Source organism: Citrobacter pasteurii (genome assembly GCF_019047765.1).
Taxonomy (GTDB): domain Bacteria; phylum Pseudomonadota; class Gammaproteobacteria; order Enterobacterales; family Enterobacteriaceae; genus Citrobacter; species Citrobacter pasteurii.
The window spans coordinates 4,743,890-4,756,724 of record NZ_CP077262.1; the positions used below are offsets into that span (position 1 = coordinate 4,743,890).

Annotated in this window: 6 protein-coding genes, 1 tRNA gene, 1 rRNA gene and 1 pseudogene; 6 read left to right on the forward strand and 3 right to left on the reverse strand. The window is 49.9% G+C overall.

The features are described from left to right. Positions 1–163 precede the first annotated feature (163 nt). Both I6L54_RS22890 and I6L54_RS22895 read right to left on the reverse strand, forming a co-directional pair. Positions 164–239, reverse strand: a tRNA-Glu gene (locus tag I6L54_RS22890). An 85-nt stretch (positions 240–324) separates the two neighbouring features. Next, positions 325–1,866: ribosomal RNA gene (locus I6L54_RS22895) — 16S ribosomal RNA — on the reverse strand. Positions 1,867–2,463: 597 nt separating this feature from the next. Between I6L54_RS22895 and I6L54_RS22900 the strand changes: the two genes are divergently transcribed. The 5 genes from I6L54_RS22900 (at position 2,464) to I6L54_RS22920 (ending at position 9,428) form a co-directional block, all read left to right on the forward strand. Beyond that, positions 2,464–4,095 carry a sensor histidine kinase gene (locus tag I6L54_RS22900; protein WP_040234011.1) on the forward strand — a complete coding sequence of 544 codons (1,632 nt, stop codon included), beginning with the start codon at positions 2,464–2,466 and terminating at the stop codon, positions 4,093–4,095. Then, positions 4,092–4,811 (forward strand): two-component system response regulator DcuR, encoded by a 720-nt coding sequence (gene dcuR, locus I6L54_RS22905; RefSeq protein WP_005132485.1) that lies wholly within the window; start codon positions 4,092–4,094, stop codon positions 4,809–4,811. The genes I6L54_RS22900 and dcuR overlap by 4 nt, the downstream gene beginning before the upstream one ends. Positions 4,812–5,564: 753 nt before the next feature. Further along, on the forward strand, positions 5,565–6,905 hold the full coding sequence (dcuB, locus tag I6L54_RS22910; RefSeq protein ID WP_040234012.1) for an anaerobic C4-dicarboxylate transporter DcuB: 1,341 nt from the start codon (positions 5,565–5,567) through the stop codon (positions 6,903–6,905). Between the two features lie 96 nt (positions 6,906–7,001). After that, positions 7,002–8,648: a class I fumarate hydratase FumA gene (gene fumA, locus I6L54_RS22915; RefSeq protein WP_005132487.1), complete on the forward strand. Its 1,647-nt coding sequence runs from the start codon at positions 7,002–7,004 to the stop codon at positions 8,646–8,648. A 147-nt stretch (positions 8,649–8,795) separates the two neighbouring features. Further along, positions 8,796–9,428, forward strand: a complete 633-nt coding sequence (locus I6L54_RS22920; RefSeq protein ID WP_040234013.1) for a DUF2238 domain-containing protein — start codon at positions 8,796–8,798, stop codon at positions 9,426–9,428. Positions 9,429–9,515: 87 nt separating this feature from the next. Here I6L54_RS22920 and I6L54_RS22925 read toward each other — a convergent pair. Beyond that, positions 9,516–9,829, reverse strand: a pseudogene (locus I6L54_RS22925) (family 4 glycosyl hydrolase); the annotation flags it as partial. A gap of 458 nt (positions 9,830–10,287) precedes the next feature. Between I6L54_RS22925 and adiA the strand changes: the two are divergent. Then, the gene (gene adiA / locus I6L54_RS22930) at positions 10,288–12,555 is read left to right on the forward strand and encodes an arginine decarboxylase (RefSeq protein WP_137378514.1); all 2,268 of its coding nucleotides are present in this window, start codon (positions 10,288–10,290) and stop codon (positions 12,553–12,555) included. The last annotated feature ends 280 nt before the right edge of the window (positions 12,556–12,835 follow it).

Consider the following 12,835-nt stretch of genomic DNA (forward strand, 5'->3'; position numbering starts at 1 on the left):
CGAACACACCGCTTTTCATTTCTTATTACGGAGAAATGAAACAGTGTGTCGTTTCAATTTTCAGCTTGATCCAGATTTTTAAAGAGCAAATATCTCAAACGTCACCCGAAGGTAAGTTTTGAGATATTGGGGTCGGCGACTTTCACTCACACATACCAGCAAGTGGCGTCCCCTAGGGGATTCGAACCCCTGTTACCGCCGTGAAAGGGCGGTGTCCTGGGCCTCTAGACGAAGGGGACGTGTCAGTCTCAATCGCAAGACGCCTTGCTATTTACTTTTCATCAGACAATCTGTGTGAGCACTACAAAGAACGTTTCTTTAAGGTAAGGAGGTGATCCAACCGCAGGTTCCCCTACGGTTACCTTGTTACGACTTCACCCCAGTCATGAATCACAAAGTGGTAAGCGCCCTCCCGAAGGTTAAGCTACCTACTTCTTTTGCAACCCACTCCCATGGTGTGACGGGCGGTGTGTACAAGGCCCGGGAACGTATTCACCGTGGCATTCTGATCCACGATTACTAGCGATTCCGACTTCATGGAGTCGAGTTGCAGACTCCAATCCGGACTACGACATACTTTATGAGGTCCGCTTGCTCTCGCGAGGTCGCTTCTCTTTGTATATGCCATTGTAGCACGTGTGTAGCCCTACTCGTAAGGGCCATGATGACTTGACGTCATCCCCACCTTCCTCCAGTTTATCACTGGCAGTCTCCTTTGAGTTCCCGACCGAACCGCTGGCAACAAAGGATAAGGGTTGCGCTCGTTGCGGGACTTAACCCAACATTTCACAACACGAGCTGACGACAGCCATGCAGCACCTGTCTCAGAGTTCCCGAAGGCACCAAAGCATCTCTGCTAAGTTCTCTGGATGTCAAGAGTAGGTAAGGTTCTTCGCGTTGCATCGAATTAAACCACATGCTCCACCGCTTGTGCGGGCCCCCGTCAATTCATTTGAGTTTTAACCTTGCGGCCGTACTCCCCAGGCGGTCGACTTAACGCGTTAGCTCCGGAAGCCACGCCTCAAGGGCACAACCTCCAAGTCGACATCGTTTACGGCGTGGACTACCAGGGTATCTAATCCTGTTTGCTCCCCACGCTTTCGCACCTGAGCGTCAGTCTTTGTCCAGGGGGCCGCCTTCGCCACCGGTATTCCTCCAGATCTCTACGCATTTCACCGCTACACCTGGAATTCTACCCCCCTCTACAAGACTCTAGCCTGCCAGTTTCGGATGCAGTTCCCAGGTTGAGCCCGGGGATTTCACATCCGACTTGACAGACCGCCTGCGTGCGCTTTACGCCCAGTAATTCCGATTAACGCTTGCACCCTCCGTATTACCGCGGCTGCTGGCACGGAGTTAGCCGGTGCTTCTTCTGCGAGTAACGTCAATCGCTGCGGTTATTAACCACAACGCCTTCCTCCTCGCTGAAAGTACTTTACAACCCGAAGGCCTTCTTCATACACGCGGCATGGCTGCATCAGGCTTGCGCCCATTGTGCAATATTCCCCACTGCTGCCTCCCGTAGGAGTCTGGACCGTGTCTCAGTTCCAGTGTGGCTGGTCATCCTCTCAGACCAGCTAGGGATCGTCGCCTAGGTGAGCCGTTACCCCACCTACTAGCTAATCCCATCTGGGCACATCCGATGGCAAGAGGCCCGAAGGTCCCCCTCTTTGGTCTTGCGACGTTATGCGGTATTAGCTACCGTTTCCAGTAGTTATCCCCCTCCATCGGGCAGTTTCCCAGACATTACTCACCCGTCCGCCACTCGTCACCCAAGGAGCAAGCTCCTCTGTGCTACCGTTCGACTTGCATGTGTTAGGCCTGCCGCCAGCGTTCAATCTGAGCCATGATCAAACTCTTCAATTTAAGTTTGATGCTCGTGAATTAAACTTCGTAATGAATTACGTATGTTCACTCAGAGACTTGGTATTCATTTTTCGTCTTGCGACGTTAAGAATCCGTATCTTCGAGTGCCCACACAGATTGTCTGATAAATTGTTAAAGAGCAGTTGCGACGCGCTTTAGCGCTCTGTCGCGAGGTGGCGTATATTACGCTTTCCTCTTTCAGAGTCAACCCTGAATTTCAGGTTTTTCTCTTCAACCGGACCGGCTGTTTGTGTGAAGTGATTCACATCCGCCGTGTCGATGGAGGCGCATTATAGGGAGTTTCCCTCAGCCCGCAACCCTTAAATGACAGAAAAATGACTGACTGCTGCATTCCACAGCAAAACACCGCCTTATACCCATTTACGCACAGAGTTATCCACAATCGTAAGCAAATTATCTGTCAGCGTCCCTGAAAAAGGAGAGAACCGGTATGAAAACCTCTATATAGAAAGAAATTCACTCTACGCTATATAAAGAAGAAGGGCTGACAACTTAAGCTCCATAATCCCTACTACCTTTGAATTACGTACCTCATCGGGCAATAATACCCGCACAAACAGTGATTCCAGGACTGCGATGAGACACCCTCTGCAACGAACTACGATACGCAAACGCCCGATGAAACTCGGCACAACCGTGATCCTCATGGTCAGCGCGGTCCTCTTCTCTGTGCTGCTCGTCGTTCATTTGATTTACTTCTCGCAAATCAGCAACACGACACGTGATGCATTAGCAGACAAAGCGCTTGCGGTCGCGCGAACGTTGGCAAACTCTCCTGAAATCCGCGAGGGGCTCAAGAAAAAGCCTGAGGACAGTGGTATCCAGGCAATTGCTCAAGCGGTAAATAAGCGCAACGATTTTTTATTCATCGTTGTCACGGATATGAAAAGCATTCGTTATTCGCACCCTGAAGCACAACGTATCGGCCAACCGTTTAAAGGCGACGACATCCTGTTGGCGTTACAGGGCAAAGAGAACGTTGCCATTAATCGCGGCTTTCTGGCTAAAGCGCTACGCGTTTTCACCCCCATTTATAACGAACATCACCAGCAGATTGGGGTTGTGTCGATTGGTCTCGAGTTAAGCAGGGTCACCGAGCAGATCAATAACAGCCGCGGCAGTATCTTTTGGTCCATCTTATTTGGCGTTCTGGTTGGGTTATTAGGTACCTGGGTATTGGTGAAGGTTCTCAAACGCATTCTGTTTGGTCTGGAGCCTTATGAAATTTCCAATCTGTTCGAACAGCGCCAGGCAATGCTGCACTCTATAAAGGAGGGGGTCATTGCCGTTGATGATAGTGGTGAGGTCACGCTAATAAACCAGGCCGCCCAAGAGCTATTGGATTACCGTAAGTCACAGGATGATGCCCAGCTATCCACACTCAGCCATGCATGGTCTCAGGTAGTTGATCTTTCGCAGGTGCTACGTGATGGAACGCCACGCCGTGATGAGGAGATCATGGTGAAGGACCGGCTGCTTTTAATCAACACCGTTCCAGTACTCAGCAATGGCAAAATCATCGGGGCTATTTCAACCTTCAGAGACAAGACTGAAGTCCGAAAACTGATGCAGCGTCTGGACGGTATGGTCAACTATGCCGATGCACTTCGTGAACGATCCCACGAATTCATGAACAAGTTACACGTGATTCTGGGATTATTGCACCTGAAAAGTTATAAGCAGTTGGAAAATTATATCATTAAGACGGCCAACAATTATCAGGAAGAGATTGGCTCACTGTTAGGCAAAATAAAATCACCGGTGATCGCGGGCTTTTTACTCAGTAAGATTAATCGCACATCTGATTTAGGTCATAGTCTGATCATTAGTAATGAAAGCCAGTTGCCGGAAAACAGTAATGAAGATCAGGTGGCGGTGTTGATCACCGTGCTGGGCAATTTAATTGAAAACGCCCTGGAGGCGCTAGGTCAAGAATCTGGGGGCGAGATCAGCGTATCCTTGCATTATCGACACGGCTGGTTGCATTGCGAAGTGAATGACGATGGTCCGGGGATCGCCCCCGAACGCATTGACCACATCTTTGAGAAGGGCGTCTCGTCAAAAGGAACCGAACGAGGCGTCGGTTTAGCACTTGTGAAACAGCAGGTTGAAAACGTTGGCGGCAATATTTCCGTCGAATCCGAACCTGGGGTCTTCACCCAATTTTTTGTACAGTTACCGTGGAATGGTGAGAGGGCCAGCAGATGATCAATGTCTTAATTGTCGATGACGATGCAATGGTTGCGGAGTTAAACCGCCGTTATGTCGCGCAGCTGTCTGGTTTTCATTGCTGCGGAACGGCCTCTACTCTCGAAAAAGCCAAAGAGATCATCTTTCATGGCGAACATCATATTGACCTGATTCTACTGGATATTTATATGCAGAAAGAAAACGGTCTGGACCTGTTACCCATTCTGCACAGCGAAGGCTGTAAATGTGATGTCATCGTCATCTCCTCCGCCGCCGATGCGACAACAATTAAAGACTCACTCCACTACGGTGTCGTTGATTATCTGATCAAACCGTTTCAGGCCTCACGCTTCGAAGAGGCCTTAACCAACTGGCTGCAGAAGAAAACGGATATGGAGAAGCACCAGTACTATGAACAGTCAGAGCTTGACCAACTGATTCATGGTAGCTCTTCCAGCGAGCAGGAAACGCGGCGCTTACCCAAGGGGCTGACACCACAAACGTTACGTACGCTGTGCCAGTGGATTGATGAGCACCAGGACCAGGAGTTCTCCACGGATGAACTGGCGAACGAGGTCAATATCTCCCGGGTCTCATGCCGTAAATACCTTATCTGGCTCGTCAATTGTCATATCTTATTTACCAGTATCCATTATGGTGTTACTGGCCGGCCGGTTTACCGCTACCGCGTTCAGGCTGAGCATTACTCATTACTTAAACAATACTGCCAATAAAACGCTCCCCCGGGGATTATTCGTTATATAAAAGTAACAATTATTAAAATAATGAAAAATCCCTTTTTATCCCGCTAAAACAGATAAATAGTGAATTTGCGTTAGATCAAATATATTTGTATCAAACATGTTAAATTTATTATTTTGTTATTGATAAACATCACACTGTTTTTAATTTCAAAATCGCTAACAAAAGTTAATTAAGTATTAACTAACCCACAGAGTGTGTATTTTTACTCCTAAAGGATTAGTCTGAATTTCATCAGACATAAAAATCTAGACTGGTAGCAATGGAGACCATGCTACGTACTATGGACACCGTACATTTTTGTGAGCAAATAAACGTATCCGTACGCCAGATTCATTACCACATGACATGGCGTGACCGCGATCACATAAAGAACACACTCACCTGGTATATCGGTGTTTCACGTAATAGCGGACAATGTAGAACCGACGGTCAGCCCCCGGAAAACCGGTGTAAGCCAGCCAAACTACAGCGTCAGCCGCAGCGCTTCATAACCAGCCCAACTTCCCATCGCCTGAGGATTCTCTCCTCTGATCAATGCCATAGAAAAAAGCTAAATATTTCCAAAAAGTTATAAATACATTCTAGCCAGACATTTAAACATTAATCGCAAATACGGACATATCGAATACTGACCATTTTTTGATGCTTATTCCGGCAAAAAAGAATGTGCTACAGATCCATTTTTCAAAAAATTGACTGGGTTTTTCGCGAGGGTAAATAAAATGTTATTTAGTATACAACTTCTCATAATATTAATATGTTTGTTTTATGGTGCCAGAAAGGGCGGTATCGCGCTGGGTTTGTTAGGCGGTATCGGCCTGGTTATTCTGGTTTTCGTGTTCCATCTCCAGCCGGGTAAACCCCCTGTTGATGTAATGCTGGTTATTATTGCCGTGGTGGCCGCTTCTGCAACCTTGCAAGCCTCCGGCGGTCTTGACGTTATGCTGCAAATTGCTGAAAAGCTGCTGCGTCGTAACCCAAAATACGTTTCTATCGTAGCACCATTTGTTACCTGTACCCTGACTATCCTGTGCGGTACCGGCCACGTGGTGTACACCATTCTGCCGATCATTTATGACGTCGCCATTAAGAACAATATTCGCCCGGAACGCCCAATGGCGGCGAGTTCTATCGGTGCACAGATGGGGATTATCGCCAGTCCGGTTTCCGTCGCCGTTGTCTCTCTGGTTGCGATGCTGGGTAACGTGACATTTGAAGGCAAGCACCTCGAATTCCTTGACCTGCTCGGCATCACCATTCCATCTACCCTGCTGGGTATCCTGGCTATCGGTATTTTCAGCTGGTTCCGTGGTAAAGATCTGGATAAAGACGAAGAGTTTCAGAAGTTTATTTCCGTACCTGAAAACCATCACTATGTGTATGGCGACACGGCAACACTGTTAGACAAAAAACTGCCGAAAAGTAACTGGCTGGCAATGTGGATCTTCCTCGCTGCCATCGCCGTTGTTGCCGTGCTCGGTGCGGTATCTGAACTGCGCCCTTCTTTTGGTGGCAAACCGCTGTCAATGGTACTGGTTATCCAGATGTTCATGCTGCTGACTGGCGCATTGATTATCATCTTAACCAAAACGAATCCCGCATCTATCTCAAAAAATGAAGTCTTCCGTTCAGGTATGATCGCGATTGTTGCGGTGTACGGTATTGCCTGGATGGCGGAAACCATGTTCGGTGCGCATATGTCTGAAATTCAGGGCGTACTGGGCGAGATGGTGAAAGAATATCCGTGGGCCTATGCGGTTATCCTGCTGTTGGTCTCCAAGTTTGTAAACTCTCAGGCTGCAGCGCTGGCCGCTATCGTCCCGGTCGCACTGGCTATCGGGGTTGATCCAGCGTACATCGTTGCTTCTGCTCCGGCATGTTACGGTTACTACATTCTGCCGACCTACCCGAGCGATCTGGCTGCTATTCAGTTTGACCGTTCAGGTACCACCCACATTGGCCGTTTCGTTATCAACCACAGCTTCATTCTGCCTGGTTTGATCGGCGTAAGCGTATCCTGTGTCTTTGGTTGGGTCTTCGCCGCAATGTACGGTTTCCTGTAAGCACACTTCGCGTGCCGTCCGCTATGGTGCGGCACGCCACCGTTAAGACACAGAGAATTTTAAAATTCCTGAGAAAAATGAAAAGGCTGGAAGCAAATGTCAAATGTTGAATTCACTTACCAGGCGGCTTTCCCACTGGGGGAAGACAAAACTGAGTACTACCTGCTGACATCCGATCACGTCAGCGTCGGCGAGTTTGAAGGCGAGTCAATCCTGAAAGTAGCGCCTGAAGCACTTACGCTACTGGCCCAGCAAGCCTTCCACGATGCCTCCTTCATGCTCCGCCCTGAACACCAACAGCAAGTCGCCTCCATACTCCATGATCCTGAAGCCAGCGAAAACGATAAGTACGTTGCGCTGCAATTCCTGAGAAACTCCGAGATTGCCGCCAAAGGCGTATTGCCAACCTGTCAGGATACCGGCACGGCCATTATCATGGGTAAAAAAGGTCAACGTGTCTGGACCGGCGGCGGTGACGAAGCGGCGCTCTCCAGAGGCGTATTTAATACCTATATTGAAGATAACCTGCGCTACTCGCAAAACGCGGCGCTGGATATGTACAAAGAAGTGAATACCGGCACTAACCTGCCTGCGCAAATCGACCTGTACAGCGTGGACGGCGACGAATATAAATTCCTGTGCGTGGCAAAAGGCGGCGGTTCTGCCAACAAAACCTATCTGTATCAGGAAACGAAAGCACTACTGACTCCCGGCAAACTGAAAAACTTCCTGGTTGAGAAAATGCGTACGCTGGGGACTGCAGCTTGCCCGCCGTACCATATCGCATTTGTGATTGGTGGTACGTCAGCAGAAAGCACCCTCAAAACGGTGAAACTGGCCAGCACACACTACTATGATGCGCTGCCGACTGAAGGTAACGCTCACGGTCAGGCATTCCGCGATCTGCAACTGGAACAGGAACTGTTGGAAGAAGCCCAGAAACTCGGCCTTGGCGCCCAGTTTGGCGGGAAATATTTCGCTCACGACATCCGCGTGATTCGACTGCCTCGCCACGGCGCATCCTGCCCGGTAGGCATGGGCGTTTCCTGCTCCGCAGACCGTAATATTAAGGCCAAGATTAACCGCGAAGGTATCTGGATTGAAAAACTGGAACATAACCCAGGCCAGTACATCCCGGAATCTCTGCGCCAGGCCGGCGAAGGCGAAGTGGTTAAAGTTGACCTTAACCGTCCGATGAAAGAGATCCTTGCCCAGCTTTCTCAGTACCCGGTATCCACCCGTCTGTCGCTGAGCGGCACTATCATTGTCGGTCGCGACATCGCCCACGCGAAGCTGAAAGAACGTATCGAGTCCGGCGAAGGTCTGCCGCAGTACGTGAAAGATCACCCGATCTACTACGCAGGCCCGGCGAAAACGCCGGCAGGTTACCCGTCCGGTTCTTTGGGTCCAACCACTGCGGGTCGTATGGACTCCTATGTTGACCTGCTGCAGTCCCATGGCGGCAGCATGATCATGCTGGCGAAAGGTAACCGCAGCCAACAAGTGACCGACGCCTGCCATAAACACGGCGGCTTCTACTTAGGTAGCATCGGTGGTCCGGCAGCTGTACTGGCGCAACAGAGCATTAAGCATCTGGAATGCGTGGAATACCCAGAGCTGGGAATGGAAGCTATCTGGAAAATCGAAGTTGAAGATTTCCCGGCTTTCATCCTGGTCGATGACAAAGGCAACGATTTCTTCCAGCAAATCGTGAGCAAACAATGCGCTAACTGCGCGAAGTAACCTATTCGGCCCGGCACTGGACTGACACCAAATTTTTGGGGCCAGCCCAGTGATCCCCCCGGGCCAACTTTATCCCCCCATTAACTGGCGTTGAATTTTTGCCGTTCACAGTGAATAGTAATATTTTCCATTACTTGTGAATTCGCCATGCTCCGCACACTGAATCCTGTAATACTGAACACTGGCGCTATAGTGCTGGCGCTGCTCCTTATCTACACTGGCTTCTGTGCCACCGAAAAATTGACCTGGCTGATGGAAGTGACGCCGGTCATTATTGTTGTGCCATTGCTGCTCGCCACCATGAAGCGCTACCCGCTGACTCCCATGCTCTACACGCTTATCTTCTTTCATGCCATCATTTTGATGGTTGGCGGCATGTATACCTATGCCAAAGTCCCCATTGGTTTTGAAGTGCAGGCGTGGTTGGATCTCAGTCGCAACCCCTATGACAAACTGGGTCATTTTTTCCAGGGACTGGTGCCAGCGCTGACGGCAAGAGAGATTTTAGTCCGCGGCAATATTGTCCGCGGCCGCAAGATGTTAGCGTTTTTAGTCTGCTGCGTAGCACTGGCAATCAGCGCCACCTATGAGCTCATTGAATGGTGGGCGGCACTGGCGATGGGGCAAGGCGCGGATGACTTCCTGGGTACGCAGGGCGATCCATGGGATACTCAATCGGATATGTTCTGCGCCCTGCTCGGCGCGCTAACGACAGTGCTTGTACTGGCGCGAGTTCACTGTGCACAGCTGCGTCGCTACGGGATGGTAAGCGCCAACTAAATATACATACTGCCGGATGTCGATAACGTTCATCCGGCAGACGCAAGAGGAACCTTACTGATGCAACCAGGCCGGCAGCCACTCGCCGTGCGCGTCAATGAGATCTTCACGACCCGGTTTGATAAACCACGGCGTGTATTCAGCAAAGTGTTCCGACGACTCGGTGACGAAATACCCAATTTTTTGAACATTTCATAACGCACAATGTTCTGGCAGCGAGTATTGCCGTGGATATTCGGTTTCGGGACCTGGCCCGTTGCATAAGCTGCCAGCAGTTCCGGATAGAGATCGACATAGGTCCCATCAGCCGTTTTACGCTCCAGTTGCAGATAAAACGCCATATGGTTGATCCCGGCGCAACAATAACGCAACGAAGCAGGATCAATATCCAGATCCCGCGCCGATAAAAGTAATTTTGGGTGCAGACATCATGACTCTCCAGAACGTGGGGTGATGACGCAATGGTGTCATGAGGACGCAAGAAAAACGTCCGGCTTCTGCACCGAGTACTCCCAAAAACTCAGTTCGCCTTTTCGTTCGGGCGAAAACTGAGCCAGCAACATCGACAATCGATGACCGGATAAGCGCCGGATGGCGCAAACATATGCCCACTGACAGCACTTCCCATTCGGCAATATCAGTATCAGCCAAAAAAATAATTCCCCTGTCGATAAACAGTGCTGAAAAACTGCCGTCGATGAATATTAATTATTTGTTTATAAAGGAATAAAAACAAAACACGCTCATTTCTCAGCCACTTTACAGCCCAATTCGTCAGGATAATACTTGCCTGCGTCACATTCATACGGTGTGTCTGCAATCCATAAATTGCAACCTCTCCACTACCGGGTAAAAGATGATGAAAGTATTAATTGTTGAAAGTGAGTTTCTGCATCAGGACACCTGGGTTGGTAGCGCTGTCGAGCGTCTGGCTGATGCCTTAAGTCGCCAAAATGTTACCGTCATTAAGTCCACTTCATTCGACGATGGTTATGCCATCCTCGCGGCAAATGAAGCCATTGATTGCCTGATGTTCAGCTATCAAATGGAACAACAAGATGAACACCTGAATGTCAGGCAATTGATCGGCAAGCTCCACGAACGCCAGCAAAACGTCCCCGTTTTCCTGCTGGGCGATCGGGAAAAAGCCACCGCATCGCTGGATCGCGATCTGCTGGAGCTTGTCGATGAATTCGCCTGGATTCTTGAAGATACCGCTGACTTTATCGCCGGGCGCGCCGTTGCTGCGATGACCCGTTACCGCCAACAGCTGTTACCACCGCTGTTCAGCGCGCTGATGAAATACAGTGACATTCACGAATATTCCTGGGCCGCCCCTGGTCACCAGGGCGGCGTGGGATTTACTAAAACACCGGCCGGTCGTTTCTACCATGACTACTACGATGAAAACCTATTCCGTAGCGACATGGGTATTGAACGCGCGTCACTGGGTTCACTGCTTGACCATACTGGCGCGTTTGGTGAAAGCGAAAAATATGCCGCACGTGTCTTCGGCGCTGACCGTTCATGGTCCGTGGTGGTCGGTACTTCTGGCTCTAACCGCACCATCATGCAGGCATGCATGACTGACAACGATGTGGTAGTGCTGGATCGTAACTGCCATAAATCCATTGAACAAGGGCTCATTCTTACCGGGGCAAAACCGGTGTACATGGTACCAAGCCGCAACCGCTACGGTATTATCGGGCCTATCTACCCGCAGGAAATGCAGCCCGAAACATTGCAGAGAAAAATCAGCGAAAGCCCGCTGACAAAAGACAAAACCGGACAGAAACCGTCATATAGCGTTGTAACCAACTGTACCTATGACGGCGTCTGCTACAACGCAAAAGAGGCGCAAGACCTGCTAGCCCAGACCAGCGATCGCATTCATTTCGATGAAGCCTGGTACGGCTATGCGCGTTTCAACCCGATTTATGCCGATCACTACGCTATGCGTGGTGCACCTGGCGACCATAGCGGCCCAACCGTTTTTGCCACCCACTCGACCCATAAGTTGCTGAATGCGCTCTCTCAGGCATCTTACATTCACGTCCGAGAAGGCCGTGGCGCGGTGAATTTCTCCCGCTTTAACCAGGCGTACATGATGCACGCCACCACGTCTCCGCTGTATGCCATCTGTGCATCAAACGACGTGGCAGTTTCCATGATGGACGGTAACAGTGGCCTGTCGCTCACCCAGGAGGTGATCGATGAAGCCGTCGATTTCCGTCAGGCGATGGCACGGCTGTACAAAGAATTCACGGCTGAGGGCGACTGGTTCTTCAAACCGTGGAACAAAGAGGTGGTTACCGATCCGCAGACCGGAAAAACCTATGACTTTGCCAATGCGCCAACCCAACTCCTGACGACCGACCAGAACTGCTGGGTAATGCGTCCCGGTGAATCCTGGCATGGCTTTAAAGACCTGCCAGATAACTGGAGCATGCTGGACCCTATTAAAGTCAGTATTCTGGCGCCTGGTATGGGTGATGATGGTGAACTGGAACAGACCGGTGTTCCGGCTGCGCTGGTTACCGCCTGGCTTGGCCGCCACGGCATCGTACCGACCCGTACCACCGATTTCCAGATTATGTTCTTGTTCTCAATGGGGATCACCCGTGGTAAATGGGGCACGCTGATAAACACACTGTGCTCTTTCAAACACCACTACGATGCCAATACCCCGCTCTCACAGGTGATGCCTGAACTGGTAGAGGAATATCCTGACTCTTACGCAAACATGGGTATTCACGATCTGGGCGACACCATGTTCGCCTGGCTGAAAGAAAATAACCCAGGTAACCGACTCAATGCAGCCTACTCCGGCCTGCCTGTTGCTGAAATGACCCCGCGTGAAGCTTATAACGCAATAGTCAGCGATAACGTTGAGATGGTGGCTATTGAAAATCTGCCGGGCCGTATCGCAGCCAACTCCGTCATTCCTTACCCACCGGGAATTCCAATGCTGCTGTCCGGGGAAAACTTTGGCGATGCCAACAGCCCGCAGATTAGTTATCTACGTTCGTTGCAATCCTGGGATCATCATTTCCCTGGCTTTGAACATGAAACCGAAGGAACGGAAATTATTGACGGTGTGTATCACGTCATGTGCGTGAAAGCCTAATGTCGCTTTTTAGATAGTCTATTTTTTATAAGGTTGACGTGTGATGGTTGAGTAATTCCTGAGTATTGCTGCAAAACAATAACATTGTCATACCTTTTGCGCGGGACCACCCCGCGCTTTTTTTATACGCAAATAGTACGTTGCCACTCGCGTAAAAAATTATGTACATGCCAAGAATCCCTACAGATATTGTAATTACTAAAAATCACGCTATTTTATCGCTTGTTTTGATTCATCATACAATTTTTTAACCGCGATTACTCAGCAGGTGCTGAGTTAC

Excerpts from the sequence above, each read along its gene's own strand:
- I6L54_RS22900 (WP_040234011.1), top strand. The coding sequence starts at position 2,464 with ATGAGACACCCTCTGCAACGAACTACGATACGCAAACGCCCGATGAAA.
- dcuR (WP_005132485.1), top strand. The coding sequence starts at position 4,092 with ATGATCAATGTCTTAATTGTCGATGACGATGCAATGGTTGCGGAGTTA.
- dcuB (WP_040234012.1), top strand. The coding sequence starts at position 5,565 with ATGTTATTTAGTATACAACTTCTCATAATATTAATATGTTTGTTTTAT.
- fumA (WP_005132487.1), top strand. The coding sequence starts at position 7,002 with ATGTCAAATGTTGAATTCACTTACCAGGCGGCTTTCCCACTGGGGGAA.
- I6L54_RS22920 (WP_040234013.1), top strand. The coding sequence starts at position 8,796 with ATGCTCCGCACACTGAATCCTGTAATACTGAACACTGGCGCTATAGTG.
- adiA (WP_137378514.1), top strand. The coding sequence starts at position 10,288 with ATGAAAGTATTAATTGTTGAAAGTGAGTTTCTGCATCAGGACACCTGG.